We start from the raw sequence: 15,997 nt of genomic DNA on the forward strand, positions 1-15,997 counted from the left end.
AATCGCCGCGTGACTGCTTCCTTTCTCACCTTTCCGACCTTCGACATCGAGCGCAGCGGCGTGCGCATCCACGGTCGCATCGGCGGTCGCGGTGCTCCCTTGCTGCTGTTGCATGGGCATCCGCAAACGCATGCGATCTGGCACCGCGTGGCGCCGGCGCTGGCCGATCGGTTCACCGTGGTTGCGGTAGACCTGCGTGGCTATGGCGACTCGGGTCGCCCGGCGGCCGACGCAGATCACCTCGCCTACAGCAAGCGGGAAATGGCGCTCGATGCGCTCGCCGCGATGCAGCACCACGGCTTCGAGCGCTTCGGCGTGCTGGCCCATGACCGTGGCGCGCGCGTGGCGCATCGGCTGGCGGCGGATCATTCCGCGGTCGTCGAGCGGATGCTGCTGCTCGACATCGCGCCCACGCTTGCGATGTACGAGAACACCTCCGAGGCATTTGCCAAGGCTTATTGGCACTGGTTCTTTCTGATCCAGCCGCCGCCGTTGCCCGAAGCGCTGATTGCTTCAGATCCGGTGCGCTATGTGCGCGGCGTGATGGGCGGGCGGCATGCGGGCCTCGCGCCCTTCGCACCCGAGGTGCTGGCCGAGTACGAGCGTTGCGCCGCCATAGCGGGCACGGCCGAATCCATCTGCGAGGATTACCGCGCCTCCGCCACCATCGATCTTGCGCACGACCGGATCGACCTTGCCGCCGGCCAGCGTCTTGTGCAGCCGCTGCGCGTGCTGTGGGGCGAGCACGGTGCTGTGGGCAAGGCCTTCGATGTGCTGGCGCTGTGGCGCGAGCGCGCCGCCGATGTGTCGGGCCGCGCCTTGCCGTGCGGCCACTATGTTCCCGAAGAAGCCCCGGACGAATTGCTCGTCGAGGCGCTCGCATTCTTTTCATCTCCCCCTCATTCAGATCACCCAGGTCACCCAGGAGCCACACCATGAGCACCCAGAGAGTTGCAGTCATCGCCGGCGACGGCATCGGCAAGGAAACCATGCCCGAGGGCCTGCGCGTGCTCGAAGCGGCCTCGCGCAAATTCGGTATCGACCTGAAGTTCGATCACTTCGATTTTTCAAGCTGGGACTACTGCGAGAAGCACGGCAAGATGCTGCCCGACAACTGGAAGGACCAGATCGGCGGCCATGACGCCATCTTCTTCGGCGCGGTCGGCTGGCCCGAGAAAATTCCCGATCACATCTCGCTGTGGGGCTCGCTGCTGCTGTTTCGCCGCGAGTTCGACCAGTACATCAACCTGCGTCCCGCGCGCCTGATGCCCGGCATCATTGCGCCCGTGGTGCGGCGCGACGGAAGCCCGCGCGAGCCCGGCGAGATCGATATGTACATCGTGCGCGAGAACACCGAAGGCGAGTACTCGAGCATCGGTGGGCGCATGTACGAAGGCACGCCGCGCGAAATCGTGGTGCAGGAGACGGTGATGTCGCGCGTGGGCGTCGACCGTGTGCTCAAGTTCGCTTTCGAGCTTGCGCAGTCGCGGCCGAAGAAGCACCTGACCAGCGCCACCAAGTCGAACGGCATTTCGATCACCATGCCCTACTGGGACGAGCGCGTGGTCGAGATGGCGAAGAACTACGCGGGCGTGAAGCTCGACAAGTTCCACATCGACATCCTCACCGCGCACTTCGTGCAGCGGCCCGACGTCTTCGACGTGGTGGTGGCGAGCAACCTGTTCGGCGACATCCTGTCCGACCTCGGCCCGGCCTGCACCGGCACCATCGGCATCGCGCCCAGCGCCAACCTCAACCCCGAGCGCACCACACCTTCGCTGTTCGAGCCGGTGCACGGCTCGGCCCCCGACATCGCCGGCAAAGGCATCGCGAACCCGATCGGGCAGATCTGGTGCGGCGCGATGATGCTGGAGTTTCTGGGCCACAAGCAGGCGCATGACGCCATCCTTTCCACCATCGAGAAGGTGCTCGCGCCCCAAAGCGGCGCACCGCGCACCCCGGATATCGGTGGGAACGCAAGCACCAGCGACCTGGGCAAAGCGATTGCCGAGGCGCTTTGAAAAGGTCCTTCGTCAAACGCCCCTAAAATCGCGCGCTCCGCTGATCTGCATGGCCTCGTGTCTTATTGACACCCTGCAGACCAGTGGTTGTAATCCTCGCTGGCAGCGCGCTGCCGAGGCGTCAGGCCTGCCAGGCTCTTGAGTCGCACCGTTTGCGGCCAGGTCGCAGCTGACGGGAGCCGACCAACTTTTTTTCTACAAGGGGCCCTTGTGAACAAGACCGAACTGATTGAGCACATCGCAAAAAACGCCGATATTTCCAAAGCTGCAGCGACCCGCGCGCTCGAGTCCACCATTGGCGCCATTCGCACCACGCTCAAAAAGGGCGGCTCCGTTTCGCTCGTCGGTTTCGGTACTTTCGCAGTAGGTAAACGTGCCGCCCGCACCGGCCGCAATCCGCGCACCGGCGAGGCGATTAAAATCAAGGCCGCCAAGATCCCGAAGTTCCGTCCAGGCAAGGCGCTGAAAGACGCGCTGAACTAAGACGTTAGACTCGGAGAGTATTCCCGGTGGGGTGCTTAGCTCAGTTGGTAGAGCGGCGCCCTTACAAGGCGTAGGTCGGGGGTTCGAGCCCCTCAGCACCCACCACCACCAGATGCAAAGGCGAACACCAGTTCGCCTTTTTTATTGCCGTCCGACATCCGTCGAAAAAGAGTGTTCAAGCATGTTTGATTTCTTCCGCAAGTACAACAAGATCGTCATGATTTTCTTGTTCTTGCTGATCATTCCCTCGTTCGTGCTCTTCGGTGTCGAGCGCTACCAGGGCTCCGGTCGCGACGAGAAGGTGGCCCGCATCGAAGGCCACGACATCACGAAGCCCGAGTGGGATGCGCAGCATCGCATTGAGACCGACCGCATTCGCCAGCAATCGCCGAACGTCGATCCGACGGTGCTTGAGTCCGACGCTTTGCGCTATGCCACGCTGGAGCGCATGGTGCGCGACCGCGTGCTGGCCGCTGCGGCGGCGAAGGCGAACATGACGGTGTCCGAAGAGCGCCTTTCGCGCATCTTCGCGCAGGACCCAGGTCTGGCAGCGTTTCGCAAGCCGGATGGCAGTTTCGACACCGAGACCTTCCAGCGCGTGACGGGCCGCACGCCCCAGCAATACGAGGCTGCGGTGCGTTCGGACATGGCAACGCAGCAGGTGCTGCTGGGCATCTCGGGCACGACCTTCACGCCGCCAGCACTGGCCGCGACCACGATCAATGCCTTCTATGACAGCCGCCAGATCCAGGTGGCCCGCTTCGGCCCCGAGAGCTTCGCGTCGAAGGTCACGGTGAGCGATGCCGACATCGAGGCCTACTACAAGGACCACATGGCGCAGTTCCAGGCCCCGGAACAGGCCAGCATCGAGTACCTCGTGCTGGACCTGGAAGCGGCCAAGAAGAACATCGTCGTGAGCGAGGCCGATCTCAAGTCCTACTACGAGCAGAACACCTCGCGCTTCGGCACGAAGGAAGAGCGGCGCGCGAGCCACATCCTGATCACCGCACCGACGAGCATGTCCGCCGGCGACCGCGCAAAGGCCAAGGCCAAGGCGGAAGAGCTGCTGGCCGAAGTGAAGAAGGCGCCGAACACTTTTGCCGATGTGGCCCGCAAGAATTCGCAGGACCCGGGTTCGGCAGAGAAGGGCGGCGATCTTGATTTCGTCACCCGCGGCGCGATGGTCAAGCCTTTCGAGGACGCGATGTTCGCGCTCAAGAAGGGCGAGATCAGCGGCATCGTCGAGACCGAGTTCGGCTATCACATCATCCATCTGATCGACATCAAGCCTGCGGTGGTGCCGCCCTTCGAGCAGGTGCGCGCCACCATCGAGAACGAAGTCCGCGGTCAACAGGCCACGCAGGAATTCGCGAAGGCCGCCGAAATCTTCACCGACGCGGTGTATCAGTCGCCCGACAGCCTCAAGCCTGCGGCTGAAAAGCTGAAGCTCACGATCCAGACGGCCAGCAACGTTGCGCGCACGCCTGCGCTTGGCGCCACGGGCCCCCTGGCCAGCCGTAACTTTTTGAGCGCGCTGTTTGCCTCCGACTCGCTCGATCGCAAGCAGAACACCGAAGCCATCGAAGTCGGCTCCAGCCAGCTCGCATCGGGCCGCGTGACGCAATACACGCCAGCGCATCCAGTGCCGCTGGCCGAGGTCAAGGACAAGATCCGCGCGCAGCTCGTCAACGAGCGCGCAGCGGTGCTGGCCAAGACCGAGGGTGAAGCCAAGCTCGCGGCATGGACTGCCAAGGCCGATGGCGCGACCTTCGGTGCGCCGATCACCGTCTCGCGTCGCGAGGCGCAGTCCCAGCCGCTGCCGGTGATCGACGCCGCGCTGCGTGCCGACGCCGCCAAGTTGCCCGCGATCGTGGGCGTGGATCTGGGTGCACAGGGTTATGCGGTGGTGCGTGTGCTCAAGGTCGTTCCGCGCACGGCGCCGACACCCGAAGTAGCGCAACAGGAAAACATGCAGGTCGGGCAGTCCGTGGCCGCGGCCGAGGATGCCGCCTACTACAGCATGCTCAAGGATCGCTTCAAGGCCGAGATCCTGGTGCCGAAGCCAGCAGACACGCTGCCGGCCGCACCAGGCCGCTGATACAAGGCTTTCCGCAAGCCACAGCCCGGGTCGACGACTCGGGCTTTTTTATGCACGGCGCAGATTGAGTTGGTCGCACGAGGGACAAGCGGTGCCCGCGCTTCTTGCCAGAATCCCGGGCATGGGAACCCTCTACCTCGTGCGCCACGGGCAGGCCAGTTTTGGTGCTGCCGACTATGACAACCTGAGCGAGCTCGGACACCGGCAGTCTGTTCGCCTTGGCGAATACTGGCGCGAGCGCGGCATGAAGTTCGACGCCGTCATCACCGGCACCCTGAAGCGCCATCGCCAGACCTGGGAGGGCATCGCCAAGGGCCTGGGGCTTGAGCGCGACGATGTGCTGCCATGGCCTGGCCTCAACGAGTACGACAGCGAAGCCGTCATTGCAACGATCCACGAAGGCAAGCTCGAGAAGCCCGATTCACCCGAGATGTATCGCCATCACTTTCGCCTGCTGCGCGAAGGGCTGGGTGCCTGGATGCAAGGCAAGACCCAGCCGGTCGGGATGCCGAGCTACGTCGACTTTCTGGCCGGCGTGACCACTGCGCTCGACCATGTGCGCGACCGGCATCACGGCGCAAAGGTGCTGGTGGTGTCGAGCGGTGGACCGATCAGCACGGCGGTTGGCCATGTATTGGGAACGAGCGCCGAGACGACGATCGAACTGAACCTGCGCATCCGCAACACGTCGGTGACGGAGTTCGCCTTCACGCCCAAGCGGCACATGCTGGTGACGTACAACACGTTGCCGCACCTGGACGGTCCGGCCTATGAAGACTGGATCACCTACTCCTGAGCGGCGCGTTGCGGCTCAAGCCTGCCAGACGCCGTAGCCGGCCTTGCGCAGGATGATGCCGAGCTCGACTTCCATCGAGCGCGCATCCTCGTAGGGCATGGGGTTGTAGCGCTCGTAGAGCGCGGGCAGCAGTCGCAAGCCGAATTCCTGCACGAAGCTGTTGGCCTGGATGCCGGCCTTGTGCTTGTCGAAACGGATGTCGGGGTCCAGCCCGGTCATTCCCACGTAGACAAAGGGCTTGCCGAGCTGGTAATCGGGGTTGGTGCGCCTGAAGCGGCCGTTGTTCCAGACGCGGTCGTCGAGTTCGACCACATAGACATGATGCTTGGCGCGCGGTTTGCGGGGCATCAGCTTCTCTGCCTCATGGCTCGGCGCTTCAGGTCATGCATGGCAAATCAAACCGTGGTCGCCCGCGCGTGGCGGGCGACCACATAAGGCGCATCAGCTCTTGCGTTTGATGAGGCCGTAGAGGATCAGCAGCACGATCGCGCCCAGCACGGATGCGATGAAACCAGCGCCCTGGCCGGCGGTGTACCAGCCCAGCGATTGGCCGACGTAGGTCACGATCAGCGAACCTGCAATACCGATCACAGTGGTCACGATAAAGCCTGCGGAGTCGTCGCCCGGCTTGACGGCGCGCGCCACCAGACCCACGACGAAACCGATCAGAATAGTCCAGACGATGCTCATGAAGAAATTCCTTTGGTGAAGTGGAAGTGGCGAAGTGCCATGCCCGTCTGCGCGGGCCGCGGCCATGATAGCGGAGCCATATGTGGAGCCGGCATCGTGACGAAGAGGGCGCGTGGCGTCCTACAGGATGGCGCGCAGCGCAGAGTTATACCGGCGCATGCTCGAAAAACTGCCTGAAGTCATCGGTCACGCCCTGCAGGGCGTGCGTGCCGGTCTGGACCACATCGTTTTCAACACCCTCGGCATGCGCCAGGGCATGGCTTCGATCGCGCTCACCAGCGTGGCTTTTGCAGACCATGCGCCGATGCGCTCGCGCCATACCGCTGATGGTGAGGGCCTTTCACCGCCGCTGCAGTGGGCTGGATTGCCTGCTGGCACGGTGTCGTTGCTGCTGATCGTTGAAGACGCTGATTCCCCGACGCCGAACCCGCTGGTGCACGCGATCGTGGTGGGCTTGATCGCGAAGAGCGATTCTCTGGCCGAGGCCGCGATTCCGAGCCAGGACAACGAGGGCATCGGCCTGCATGTCGGACGCAATTCCGCGTTGCAGGCTTCCTGGCTGCCGCCCGACCCACCTCCGGGCCACGGGATGCATCGCTACGCGTTCCAGCTGTTTGCACTGGACAGTGCGCCGGAGTTTTCTGAGACGCCCGGTCGTGACGAGATATTCGATGCGCTGCGCGAACATGCCATTGCCAGTGGGCTGCTGATCGGGACTTGCGAAAGGGCGGACGGTTCGATCAAGACTCAGGACGGCGTCACCGCGCCGGGACCGCTGGTAGCGGGTTGAAAAAATGTGACTTTCAGGCCTCTCAATGGATCGAGGTCGTCAAAAGCGGGATTTTTAACGCTACAATCGTGGGCTCTGCGGTGGCTGTAGCTCAGCTGGTAGAGTCCCAGATTGTGATTCTGGTCGTCGTGGGTTCGAGTCCCATCAGCCACCCCAAGTAATTCAAGGCGCTACAGCTATCAAAGTTGTAGCGCCTTTCTCGTTTTATTCCCACCGTGGGAATATCCGGTGCTCTCAATTACAGCGCCGAGCGCTTTACCTCCCTATTGCGGTCGTAGACCTTTGCAGTGGTTGCGGGGTTGGTGTGCAAATCCGGCAATTCGCCGTGCCGTTGCTTGTGTAGCGTCGCGTAATAGGCGCGCAGGTCATGAAAAGTGAATCTGTCGCTCTCGGCCAACACCTTCTTTTCAATTGCGAGAATCACGCACCGCTGCCAAAGCGTTTTAAATCCGCGCGCCGTGTAGGCGTTGTTGTCGCGGGTCGGAAAGACGTAAAGGCAGTCCACGCCGCGCTGCTGGTGAAGCTCCTGCAGGCGGTCCAGCAGGGCGCCCAGCGCCGGCGTGATCGCGATGATTTCAACGATGCGCTCGCGCTTCTTGCCGCGCTGCTTCGCGCGAAAAACACGGATTTCGGCAGCTTTACGGTCCACCTGCGGCCAGGTGAGGGGAAGAAACTCGACTTTGCGATTGCCGGCCAGGCTGGCGTATTCCGCGGCCATGCCGATGATGCGCCGCTGGGGTGTCTGCTCGGTGAGCCACTGAAGGAATCGGGCCAGGACAGCGATGTCTGGCGCCTCGGTGCGCGCCTCGCTGCCGTGCGGCTCGACTCCAAAGGTGCTGTTGACCGTGCAAACGCCCAGCTTGATGGCGTGGCCGAAGATTCGGGACAGCAGGCTCTTTTCGATGTCAGCACGCCGGGGCGAGCCGGCCCGCTCGATGTGCACGTACTGCGCCACCACGGTGGTGGTGACCTCGGTCATGTGCATGTGCCCGAGCCGGTCGTTGATCTGCTTCCACGCCAGCCCGTAGTCATCGCGGGTGCCTTGTGTCAGTTTTTTCCAACGCGGCGATTCCTGGAAACGCTCCCAGACCCAACTGAGCGTGCCCATGCCGTCGCCCGGTGTGCCGCCGTTCATGTCCAACACTTTGCGCAGCGCGGCCGCGAGGTCGGTTCCCAAGTTGATCGGCTTGCGGCCCACGGGGTGGAACCGGTAGGTCACGGTCTTCCCGTTGGACCACGGCCGAGCTTCCATGCGCGGCAGCAGGCCGGCGGCGGAGGCACGATCTCTGTTCCTACCCATTACCTTGCTCCCGCAGGGGTTTTCCAGCGAGGGCCGTTGCTCGCCGCCGGCGGTGCCGACTGAGCTTCGGGCCCGTACAGCCGCGCCCACTCGATGCGCGCCACCAAGGGGCGCCCGTTTGGCCGCCGGTCGACGCGCAAGCCGAGTCGGCGCAGGTATCGGACCTTGGCCAGGTTCTGCGAGAGGCCGAGGCAGATTTGGTCGATTTCTTCGTCGCTCATGTCCGGGCGGTTGGGGTCGGTCGTCATTGGTCAGTACTCAAAACTTCAGTGGTCAACGCGGCGCGCTCGGGTTCGTCACAGATCCAGACCAGCGCTTCGCGCGGCAGGATGCGTTCGTCGGTCGAATGTCATCGGTACAGGTCCCGCGCTCGGAAGACTTCCGCTCCATCGCTGCTTGCGTTCTGACGAGGCGCGTGAGCGGTCAGACCCTGAACGATGGTCTTCATGGCGCTGCGCACAAAGCCCGGCATCGATTGAGAATGCTCCGCCAGGGTGGAAAGCTCGTTGATCCACCCGGCGAGACTGTCTGTTTTCCGATTCCCCCAGTCCGGAGTCGCCGTCTCCCCAGCGCCATCCTTGGTGACGAGGGTGGCGGCCCAACGCGCACCGGCGCCGAAAACGATTCGGTCGTCCTGGCTGTCGGGATACAAGCGGCAGGCTTCACGGTTCATGAGCACAGCAAACTCTCGGGCCTCGCCATCCTTGCCGGCCCACGGCGCGGCCAATTCGTTGGCATCTCCGGAATGGTCGGCCGGCGCTGGCGGGGGCGCGCCTTCGTAGAGCTTGGTGCCCGCCGCCATGCGGCGAAGCAGTCGCAGGCAGTTCCCGTCGCCAAGCACTACGGCTGCGGGCTGGATGGCCGCGGCGCCCGGCCCGGCGATCAGGGCGAAGCCCTTCATGTCGAGCTGCTCGTGATAGATCGCGTGGTCGTAGCCGGCGGCGCGGAGAAGTTGCTCGACCTCGGCGTAGACGGTCGGGCTGACCTCCATCAGTGCGTGTGTGTGCGTCATGCTGTCTTTCCCTTCTGCTGTTGAGCAATCCAGTGCTGCACCGCGCGCGCGGCGGCGACATAGGCTTCGCTGGGGGTCTTCGAGATTTCTTGGCCAGGCCGGTACGTGCGCCAGATGTCGTCGCGCAACGGCTTGGGGATAGCAAACCAGTGGGGGCTGCAGCCCCACATGGCTGGTGGCACCGCGCGCTCGCAGCCGGGCCAGTGGCAGGTATGGCGGTGCGCCGGCGCGGCGCCGCGGGCTTTGATGGCAGCGACGACTGCCCGGCACTGGTCGACGCCGAACCACGCGATGTGGCATTCCTCGACGTTCGCGATGCCGAGCGCGGCGGCGAGCCAGCCATAGGCGGCCGTGCGCGTCATCTGCGCACCGTCGCCCTCCCACAGCGGGTTGAAAGCAGCCTTCGCCGTCTTTCGCGCGGCGCGGATCTCGGGCGTTGCCAAGGTGCCGAGCGGAATGCCGGTGAAGGGATGCAGGCCGACATACGAGTCGCAGCCGGTGCACATCACCGCCCAGGGCCATTCGCCGTGCTCGCGCCCGTAGATGCAACTGTTCGAGTCGATGAAGACTGGCGAACCGCAATTCGGGCAGCAGTCCGGCACCGGAAGCGGGTTCTTCACGCGCGCGGTGGCGCTGCGCGACGGATTCCACGGGGTGATAGGGGCGCGCGCTTCGGTCACGACGGGTCTCCAGCATCGATGCCCACGCTGGAGCAGTCCGGGCAGCGGTGGCCCTTGGGCAGGGTGCAGGCCACGCCGCCAGAATTGCGGCCGCAGATCGGTGCAGCAGAAAGTGCGTGCGCGAGGTGACGGGCGTAGGTGCTGACGGCGCGCCAGTAGGCGTACATCGGACCCTTGTGGCGCCGGTAAGCCGTTTCCGCGTTCACGGCCGCCTCAGCGCGAAGCTCGCGCATGACTGCTTCGATTCGCTTGCGGTCCTCGGCGGGCAGCGCCATCAGTGCGCGGCCGGCGGGCAGGTCGAGCAGGGGGTTGATGTAGCCCATCAAGCAGGCACTCCGTCCCAGGTGCGGCCATCCAGCAGGCGGCCGGCGGCCTTCTTGCCCACGTGCAGCAGGTGCTCGTCTCCTTTGCGGAAATGCCCGTCTGGCTCACGGCCATCGCCGTAGATGTGGATCGCCTTGCCCGCGCGCATCATGTCTCCGAGGCTACGGAGGTCATCGCGCGTGGCGGGCGGTGCCCATTCGCCCCACTGCTTGAACAGGAACGGTGTACCTACCGCCTCGCATTGATCGCGCAGGCTCCGGGCCCAGTCCGGATTCATCGGCCGCGCGCCGGGGCCGCTCTCACCGCCGACGATCACCCAGTGGATGTCTTCCAGCGCGTTCGTGCCGTCTGCGGGGTTCGCGGGATTCGCGAAGAAACCCTCGAAGCTGATCGGGCCCAACAGCGGTTCCATGCTCAGGAAATTGGGGCACGGCAGCGCCAACAGCTTCGGTATGTCGCGGTCGGCTTCGGCCTGGTTAACGATGGTGGCGCCGATGCGGACGTTGGCGGGAAGCCAGCCGGGGATGATCGACACCATGGCCGCGACGTTGCCGATCCGCTTCGTCAGTAGCAGCCAATCCAGATGGGGCGTTGCGCGAATCAACGTGAACAGCTCGTCACGCCATTCGAGCGGCACGGCGTTGTCGAACACGTCGGCCAGGCTGGCGCAAAACACGCGTTGTCGGCGGCCGTGCTGCGCGAAGAAGGCCTCATGCTGGTCGTTCCAGCGCTTCGGCAGCGACCAGTTCGAGACGCTGGTGCGACGGCGCGGCGCACCCGGCCCCCAGTTGATCGGCTGACCGCCGTTGAAGCGCGCATTGCGTGTCTCCGCATAGCAGTGGTCACAGCCGGGCCCGACCTTCTGGCAGCCCTCCCATGGATTGAAGGTGTGGTCGGTCCATTCGATTTTGCTGTTGGCGCTCATGTGGCACCGCCTTTCGATTTGGGTTGCGGGTCAAGTTCGCCGAGCGCCCAGCGGAGCGCGCCAAGTTCGGCCACGTCGTAGGTCAGGTTGCGCGAAGGGTTCTCGACGATCCGACGCTGGAGGTGCTCCGCGCGGCGGCGGAGCATCCCCAGGCGCCGAGCGCGCTTGCTTTCTGGTGTGCGCTCGGCCATGGGTTACGGGCGGCCCGTCAGAACCGTGTAGCCGCTCTTGCCGGCGACGTCCGCGACGTAGCCCTTGAAGGCGTCTTCGATGGCGCGCTCGGGGCGCTCCAGCTCGTACCAGAACTTCACAGAGCCGCTGTGCAGGCGGTACTTGAGGCGGGCGGTGAGCTTGTAGCCGTCGCCGTTCTTGAAGATGCGCAGGCCCAGGGCGAAGGTCTTCGGGATCTTGAGTTCGCCACTGGCGCCGGCCGTGGCGTTCACCATTTCGTTGTAGACCAGCTGGGTCTGGCCATCCTGCAGGCGCTTCGCCGACGCGAAGCTGATGTCGCTCTTCGCTTGCATGGTGGTGGCCACCGTCAGCAGGTTGGTGGCATCTTCGCCCTGCAGATCAGGCTGGTTGTCTTCGATGAACGTAGCGAACTCGTCCTGCGGCATCGCCTTGCTGTTGGACGCCAGCCAGCGCTTTGCCTCGGGCGTCAGCTCGGCCTCGAAGACTGCGCGGTGGTCGCGCCAGCCGGCGCCGTCCTTGGCGTCGTTGAAGACGGCCACGATCTTGCGAGTGTCGGTATCGGCGTAGATGTAGCCGCTGGCCTGTGCACCCTGATCGGCGCAGTAGGCCAGCAGGCTGGCAACGTCGCCGAGCACCACTTCGCCGCGCTTGCGACTCGGCGCCGGGCGCGTCTTCTCCACCATGTCGGTGAGGTCGACGTGGCGGAAGCTCTGCGGCACCACCGCGTGGTAGCTCTCGCCGATCTGCGTTGGAGCCATGCTCCCTGCAGTGAGGGCGGAGATGAATTGGGCGGTTTCGTTGTTGATTGCGTCGCTCATGATGCGTTGACTTCCTTGAGGCCAGTGGAGAGGGGAGGGTTGGAGGCGACGTCGCGCAGCTCGAGAGTCTGCTGACGTGGGTGGTTGCGGGAGGTCTCACCTTCGTCGGTGAGAAAGTAGAAGTCGGTCGGCTGCTCGGCCTTCGGCAGGTCCAGCTTTTGCTCGGCCGTGATGGTCACTTTGTCGACGTAACCCGTGGCGCCCTTGGTGGCGGGTGCCACCTTGAACTTCAGGGTCAGTGCGCCGGCTTTGCCGCTGTGCTGAACGGCGCGCAGCAGGTCGGCAAACGCTGCTGTGGCGGCGGCATGCGTGCTGCCGTCGTTCAGCTCTTGCAGTTGAAGGGAGAAAGCTCTCATGGTTTCCTTGGTGGTTGAGGGAAAGAGGGGGCCGCGTCAGGCGGCCTGGGCGAAGCGGGCGTTGTTGGCGACGGACAGAGCGCGCAGGCGGCGCTCGTCGCGGTCGACCTGCTCCTTGAACTCAAGCAGGTCCTGCTCCATCGCGTTGATGTAGTCGTCGTCTCGGGCGACCTTCACGAGGTGCAGCGGGTAGTCGATCTTTTTCAGCTGCGGGCAATAGAAGCCGAGGTGCCACCACTTGCGGCCAGTGACCCACATGCAGCCCTGCACCTGGTCTTTGAAGTCGTCGGTGTTGCCATCGAGCAGCACGGCGCGCAGCCGCGCGGGCGACACCAAGCACTTGTATTCACTGCCGCCGTCGAGGTCGATCAGCCCGTCGGCGCTGGCGCCGAAACGCCAGTCGTCAGTGACCACAAAACCAGCTCGCTCGACGAACACACCTTCTTGAATCTGATGTTCGGCGCGCGCGGCGGGCTCCAGTTCGTGCCCACGCTGCATCTGCCAGGTCTCGAAGCCTTCGTCGAGTGGTTCGCCGCTGATGCGCTCGAAGGCGACGCGAAAGGAGTACTCCAACGCGGCGGTGCTGAATTCGCCCACGGACTGGCCGGCCAGCACCTTGAGCATCTTCTCGTTGAGCATCAGCTCGTCGGCCTTGGCCGCGGCGTTCTTGTAGCCGGCGAGCGTGGCGGCTGCGAGCGCGTCGCCGGCGGCTTCACCGCGATATGCGTCGGCAAACTTCTGCTGCATGTCCGGCAGGCCGCCGGTGCGGCTGCGCGCCACGCTGAACATGCTGGCGGTGATGACACCGGCGCGGGCCTTGTGCCAGTCCTCGGAACCTTGCTCGCAGTTGATGATTTGAAAACTCATGTTGTGCTCCTTTGGGGTAAATCAGGCGGGTTGCTGCAGAAGCTCGGCTTGGCGCTCTTCGCAGAAGGCTTCGAGTTGCGCCACGGCGCCCTTGTCAGGCACGTGGCGGATGAGGTCGGCCGCGATCTGCAGCGCGTCGAGATCCGCTGCGTCGCGCAGGCGTTGCGCGATCCGCTCTGCGGTGAAGCTGGGCGTGCCGGTAGACGTTGGAACGGGCGCCGGCGCGCGCTTGCGCACTGGCCTTGCTTCCACGTCGGTGACGGCATCGGGTGTCGTTGCTGCCGGCGCAGGCGTTGGTGTCTGCGCTGCGGGCTCAGCACCGCTAGGGACCGTGCGCTTCTCGTCGGCCTCGGCTGTGCGTTGGGCCAGATCCTCTATATCGCCACGCAGAGCGCTGCGCTCGGCCGGCTTCAGCGCCTTCCAGTAGGTCGAAAAGGCATCGCGCCCTTTGTCGGCGGCGGCGCGGGCTGCCAGGAGCAATTCGGAGGGTTCTTCGTCCTGCACAGGCTTGTTGCTCAGCGTGACGCCCTCGCCCGATGCGTTCAGGTGCTCCATGACTTTTCCCAAGCGCTCGCTGATAGGCCACGACTTGTAGGCACGCCGGATGACGGTCTTCTTGAACATCTCGCCTTCGTCGGTGTTCCAGGGCGTGCTCTTCGGCTTGGCTTCGTCGCGCGTTGCCCAATAGGCCTTCCAGCTATCGCTGCGTTCGCGCACTGCATGCACTTGCTCGGTGGTCATCCACTCGGTCACCCAATCACCGTGGACCGTCTTGGCGGAGACGTAGACGCCCACCAGCTCGCCGCGCACATCAGGTTTGGCGAACGGACTGAACTCGTGCAACGGCTGCTCGTCGAGGCCTTGCGGTACGAACCGGTCGTTGGCATGGACCAGCTCGGCCTTCGCCATGCGGATCGAACCGCTCGACACCGCGACATGGAGCAGGCCGCGGTAGCTCACTAGCAGCTGAATCTTCTTGTCGCGCGGCGCGAGATAAGCCAGGGCCAGTGCGGGGTTCAACGTGAGGCCCATGCCTGACACGTTGACCATGGCGTCATGCACGGCCTGTGGGTTCTGGCGGGCCAGATCGACGGAGTACTTGTTCCTGCAAATCTGCTGGATGGCGAACTCCGCTTCGGCGGCGAAGTTCATCGACTTGTCGACAAGCATCGACTCGAAGCGCGGGCGTGCGATGAGCACCAGCTCATCAACTGTGGCCAGGGCGGCTGCCATTGGGTTTCCTTTCAATAGGGGGTTAGAACGGCAGGCCTTCGTCGGCCAACTGGGTGATGCGCCGGGCGGCTGCGGTCAGGTCCATGTCCTGCAGCCACTGGATGACGGTGGATTCGTGCACGCGGTAGTGCAGGGCGAGGGCGCCTATCAGGGCGTCGTCGCTGGGGCGTTGGGTGCGGACGCGCGTGTAGGTGCCGCGGGCGGCCGGGGCTGGCGCCGGCGCAGGGGACGAGAAGTCGGGCTCAGGATCTGGCTCCGGTGCTGGCGTGGCCACGGCCGGCGGCGGCGGAGCCGGTGGAGCGGGTGGCGGTGCTTCGGCCAGTGCCAGCGCATCGGCCTCGGCTGCCGCAGTCTCGTCTTCGAGCGCGGCGCCATGCAGTTCTCGCAGCTCCTGCAGCGCGGTCACAGCGGCGGCGGCGGCTTCGTCGAAGCGGTCGCCGAACCACTCGGCATCCACCACCAACGTGCTGATGGCCTGCTCCAGCGTGGCCGAGTCGCTTTCGACGTGCTGGCCTGACAGCTTGCGGATCTCGTCGATGCGCGCGGCAACGGCTTCGCGATGGGCAAGGGCAGTTTCACGCTGCTCAAGGGCGGCGCGGTCGGCCGCGAGTTGATCGTCGCGGGCCTTCTGCTCGGCGGCGGTGCGCTCCTGCACCTCGGCCGCTTCGCGCATGTTCACCAGCTTGGCGCGCGTGGCAAGCTTCAACGCGAGCACTTCGCCAGTGCGGTCGCCATAGTCCTCTTCCGTGACCTCCGAATCGTCGATCCACTGGATGGTGTCGGCGATGAACGAAGCCGGCTGGTTGATGCAGACCTCGATGCGCGAGCGGATCTCTTCGACGGCTTCGTCGATCAGCGCTTTGCGGGCAGCTTCCTCGCGCGCCGCCTTCGCCTTCTCGTCGGCACGGCGCTTCTCGTCAGCTTTGATGAGTTCGTCGGAGACCTTCTCGATGGCCTTGATCTCCGCGATCAGGGGAGCTTCGGCATCGATCACCTTCTTGCCGAAGTCGATGGCAGGGCGGCGCAGCATCAGGCAGTGCGCAGCGACGGATGGCTGTCGCCAACCCGCTCGACGAGCAAGGCCGCGCGATGTTCTTCCCCGGCGCCCGCGCGCCGGACCCGTCTGCGCACCGCGAAGCGATGTTCCAGCACTACGTGCGCATCGCCGCCATCAATGTTGGCTACGCCCGCTGGGCCGCCGGCGAACTGGCGAAGAGCTGCCCCGACTGGCATGGCGATGTGCTCGACCGCCTCGATGCCGACTTGGCCGTGCGCGGCATCAAGCACCCGCCGCCGTTCCGTGAACCCGAATGCAAGGTGCCCGCGCTCCAGAAGGGGCGCAGGGGCCTCCCCAAACGCAAGTATTTCCACGACACCCCATGACCCTTCACATTTCCGTCCCGCTCCGTCTC

At 64.6% G+C, this 15,997-nt stretch carries 21 protein-coding genes and 2 tRNA genes; 9 read left to right on the forward strand and 14 right to left on the reverse strand.

What is annotated here, in order from left to right; genetic code table 11:
• The first annotated feature begins 9 nt into the window (after positions 1-9).
• From H7F35_RS22970 to H7F35_RS22995, 6 genes are all read left to right on the forward strand, one after another.
• Positions 10-939, forward strand: coding sequence for an alpha/beta fold hydrolase (locus H7F35_RS22970; RefSeq protein WP_187108880.1), 930 nt, complete (start codon positions 10-12; stop codon positions 937-939).
• The gene (locus tag H7F35_RS22975) at positions 936-2,021 is read left to right on the forward strand and encodes a tartrate dehydrogenase (protein ID WP_187108881.1); all 1,086 of its coding nucleotides are present in this window, start codon (positions 936-938) and stop codon (positions 2,019-2,021) included. The genes H7F35_RS22970 and H7F35_RS22975 overlap by 4 nt, the downstream gene beginning before the upstream one ends.
• Before the next feature lie 210 nt (positions 2,022-2,231).
• Positions 2,232-2,504, forward strand: a complete 273-nt coding sequence (locus tag H7F35_RS22980; RefSeq protein WP_099796196.1) for an HU family DNA-binding protein — start codon at positions 2,232-2,234, stop codon at positions 2,502-2,504.
• 29 nt (positions 2,505-2,533) lie between these two features.
• Positions 2,534-2,609, forward strand: a tRNA-Val gene (locus H7F35_RS22985).
• A 76-nt stretch (positions 2,610-2,685) separates the two neighbouring features.
• Positions 2,686-4,602 (forward strand): SurA N-terminal domain-containing protein, encoded by a 1,917-nt coding sequence (locus tag H7F35_RS22990; RefSeq protein WP_187108882.1) that lies wholly within the window; start codon positions 2,686-2,688, stop codon positions 4,600-4,602.
• A 121-nt stretch (positions 4,603-4,723) separates the two neighbouring features.
• Positions 4,724-5,398, forward strand: a complete 675-nt coding sequence (locus H7F35_RS22995; protein ID WP_187108883.1) for a histidine phosphatase family protein — start codon at positions 4,724-4,726, stop codon at positions 5,396-5,398.
• A gap of 15 nt (positions 5,399-5,413) precedes the next feature.
• On the opposite strand, the gene H7F35_RS23000 is transcribed toward H7F35_RS22995, so the two are convergent.
• Together H7F35_RS23000 and H7F35_RS23005 are read right to left on the reverse strand one after the other, a co-directional pair.
• Positions 5,414-5,746, reverse strand: a complete 333-nt coding sequence (locus H7F35_RS23000; protein ID WP_187108884.1) for a hypothetical protein — start codon at positions 5,744-5,746, stop codon at positions 5,414-5,416.
• A gap of 93 nt (positions 5,747-5,839) precedes the next feature.
• Positions 5,840-6,088 carry a GlsB/YeaQ/YmgE family stress response membrane protein gene (locus H7F35_RS23005; RefSeq protein WP_187108885.1) on the reverse strand — a complete coding sequence of 83 codons (249 nt, stop codon included), beginning with the start codon at positions 6,086-6,088 and terminating at the stop codon, positions 5,840-5,842.
• 157 nt (positions 6,089-6,245) lie between these two features.
• Between H7F35_RS23005 and H7F35_RS23010 the strand changes: the two genes are divergently transcribed.
• Both H7F35_RS23010 and H7F35_RS23015 read left to right on the forward strand, forming a co-directional pair.
• Positions 6,246-6,878, forward strand: coding sequence for a YbhB/YbcL family Raf kinase inhibitor-like protein (locus H7F35_RS23010; RefSeq protein WP_187108886.1), 633 nt, complete (start codon positions 6,246-6,248; stop codon positions 6,876-6,878).
• Between the two features lie 80 nt (positions 6,879-6,958).
• Positions 6,959-7,034 (forward strand) — tRNA-His (locus H7F35_RS23015).
• A gap of 82 nt (positions 7,035-7,116) precedes the next feature.
• On the opposite strand, the gene xerC is transcribed toward H7F35_RS23015, so the two are convergent.
• The 12 genes from xerC to H7F35_RS23075 all read right to left on the reverse strand — a co-directional run bounded on the left by xerC (position 7,117) and on the right by H7F35_RS23075 (position 15,615).
• Positions 7,117-8,097, reverse strand: a complete 981-nt coding sequence (gene xerC, locus H7F35_RS23020; RefSeq protein ID WP_261803321.1) for a tyrosine recombinase XerC — start codon at positions 8,095-8,097, stop codon at positions 7,117-7,119.
• An 80-nt stretch (positions 8,098-8,177) separates the two neighbouring features.
• Positions 8,178-8,426, reverse strand: coding sequence for a DUF4224 domain-containing protein (locus tag H7F35_RS23025; RefSeq protein WP_187108888.1), 249 nt, complete (start codon positions 8,424-8,426; stop codon positions 8,178-8,180).
• Between the two features lie 101 nt (positions 8,427-8,527).
• Positions 8,528-9,190, reverse strand: a complete 663-nt coding sequence (locus H7F35_RS23030) for a hypothetical protein (RefSeq protein ID WP_187108889.1) — start codon at positions 9,188-9,190, stop codon at positions 8,528-8,530.
• Entirely contained in the window at positions 9,187-9,870 is a 684-nt protein-coding gene (locus H7F35_RS23035; RefSeq protein WP_187108890.1) for a zinc-finger-containing protein, read from the reverse strand. The genes H7F35_RS23030 and H7F35_RS23035 overlap by 4 nt, the downstream gene beginning before the upstream one ends.
• Positions 9,867-10,193 (reverse strand): hypothetical protein, encoded by a 327-nt coding sequence (locus tag H7F35_RS23040; RefSeq protein ID WP_261803322.1) that lies wholly within the window; start codon positions 10,191-10,193, stop codon positions 9,867-9,869. The genes H7F35_RS23035 and H7F35_RS23040 overlap by 4 nt, the downstream gene beginning before the upstream one ends.
• A complete protein-coding gene (locus tag H7F35_RS23045; protein WP_187108891.1) occupies positions 10,193-11,119 on the reverse strand; it encodes a phage Gp37/Gp68 family protein in 927 nt (308 codons plus the stop codon). Before H7F35_RS23045 ends, H7F35_RS23040 begins: the two co-directional genes overlap by 1 nt.
• Positions 11,116-11,310 (reverse strand): hypothetical protein, encoded by a 195-nt coding sequence (locus H7F35_RS23050; RefSeq protein WP_187108892.1) that lies wholly within the window; start codon positions 11,308-11,310, stop codon positions 11,116-11,118. Before H7F35_RS23050 ends, H7F35_RS23045 begins: the two co-directional genes overlap by 4 nt.
• A 3-nt stretch (positions 11,311-11,313) precedes the next feature.
• Entirely contained in the window at positions 11,314-12,129 is an 816-nt protein-coding gene (locus H7F35_RS23055) for a DUF2303 family protein (protein WP_187108893.1), read from the reverse strand.
• Positions 12,126-12,485 carry a hypothetical protein gene (locus H7F35_RS23060; RefSeq protein WP_187108894.1) on the reverse strand — a complete coding sequence of 120 codons (360 nt, stop codon included), beginning with the start codon at positions 12,483-12,485 and terminating at the stop codon, positions 12,126-12,128. The genes H7F35_RS23055 and H7F35_RS23060 overlap by 4 nt, the downstream gene beginning before the upstream one ends.
• A gap of 36 nt (positions 12,486-12,521) precedes the next feature.
• Complete coding sequence (locus tag H7F35_RS23065; RefSeq protein ID WP_187108895.1) at positions 12,522-13,352, reverse strand: lambda exonuclease family protein; 831 nt, start codon at positions 13,350-13,352, stop codon at positions 12,522-12,524.
• Between the two features lie 21 nt (positions 13,353-13,373).
• Entirely contained in the window at positions 13,374-14,585 is a 1,212-nt protein-coding gene (locus tag H7F35_RS23070) for a recombinase RecT (protein WP_187108896.1), read from the reverse strand.
• 22 nt (positions 14,586-14,607) lie between these two features.
• Positions 14,608-15,615, reverse strand: a complete 1,008-nt coding sequence (locus H7F35_RS23075; RefSeq protein WP_187108897.1) for a hypothetical protein — start codon at positions 15,613-15,615, stop codon at positions 14,608-14,610.
• Between the two features lie 20 nt (positions 15,616-15,635).
• Here H7F35_RS23075 and H7F35_RS23080 point away from each other — a divergent pair, with 20 nt between their 5' ends.
• A complete protein-coding gene (locus H7F35_RS23080) occupies positions 15,636-15,968 on the forward strand; it encodes a hypothetical protein (protein ID WP_187108898.1) in 333 nt (110 codons plus the stop codon).
• The last annotated feature ends 29 nt before the right edge of the window (positions 15,969-15,997 follow it).

The organism is Variovorax sp. PAMC26660, from assembly GCF_014302995.1.
In the GTDB taxonomy this organism is placed as follows: domain Bacteria; phylum Pseudomonadota; class Gammaproteobacteria; order Burkholderiales; family Burkholderiaceae_C; genus Variovorax.

Coding starts and splice junctions, on each gene's coding strand:
- H7F35_RS22990 (WP_187108882.1), top strand. CDS start 2,686: ATGTTTGATTTCTTCCGCAAGTACAACAAGATCGTCATGATTTTCTTG.
- H7F35_RS23060 (WP_187108894.1), bottom strand. CDS start 12,485: ATGAGAGCTTTCTCCCTTCAACTGCAAGAGCTGAACGACGGCAGCACG.
- H7F35_RS23065 (WP_187108895.1), bottom strand. CDS start 13,352: ATGAGTTTTCAAATCATCAACTGCGAGCAAGGTTCCGAGGACTGGCAC.
- H7F35_RS23050 (WP_187108892.1), bottom strand. CDS start 11,310: ATGGCCGAGCGCACACCAGAAAGCAAGCGCGCTCGGCGCCTGGGGATG.
- H7F35_RS22995 (WP_187108883.1), top strand. CDS start 4,724: ATGGGAACCCTCTACCTCGTGCGCCACGGGCAGGCCAGTTTTGGTGCT.
- H7F35_RS23005 (WP_187108885.1), bottom strand. CDS start 6,088: ATGAGCATCGTCTGGACTATTCTGATCGGTTTCGTCGTGGGTCTGGTG.
- H7F35_RS23055 (WP_187108893.1), bottom strand. CDS start 12,129: ATGAGCGACGCAATCAACAACGAAACCGCCCAATTCATCTCCGCCCTC.
- H7F35_RS23010 (WP_187108886.1), top strand. CDS start 6,246: ATGCTCGAAAAACTGCCTGAAGTCATCGGTCACGCCCTGCAGGGCGTG.
- H7F35_RS22975 (WP_187108881.1), top strand. CDS start 936: ATGAGCACCCAGAGAGTTGCAGTCATCGCCGGCGACGGCATCGGCAAG.
- H7F35_RS23025 (WP_187108888.1), bottom strand. CDS start 8,426: ATGACGACCGACCCCAACCGCCCGGACATGAGCGACGAAGAAATCGAC.
- H7F35_RS23030 (WP_187108889.1), bottom strand. CDS start 9,190: ATGACGCACACACACGCACTGATGGAGGTCAGCCCGACCGTCTACGCC.
- H7F35_RS23000 (WP_187108884.1), bottom strand. CDS start 5,746: ATGCCCCGCAAACCGCGCGCCAAGCATCATGTCTATGTGGTCGAACTC.
- H7F35_RS23045 (WP_187108891.1), bottom strand. CDS start 11,119: ATGAGCGCCAACAGCAAAATCGAATGGACCGACCACACCTTCAATCCA.
- H7F35_RS23075 (WP_187108897.1), bottom strand. CDS start 15,615: ATGCTGCGCCGCCCTGCCATCGACTTCGGCAAGAAGGTGATCGATGCC.
- H7F35_RS23070 (WP_187108896.1), bottom strand. CDS start 14,585: ATGGCAGCCGCCCTGGCCACAGTTGATGAGCTGGTGCTCATCGCACGC.
- H7F35_RS23040 (WP_261803322.1), bottom strand. CDS start 10,193: ATGGGCTACATCAACCCCCTGCTCGACCTGCCCGCCGGCCGCGCACTG.
- H7F35_RS23080 (WP_187108898.1), top strand. CDS start 15,636: ATGGCTGTCGCCAACCCGCTCGACGAGCAAGGCCGCGCGATGTTCTTC.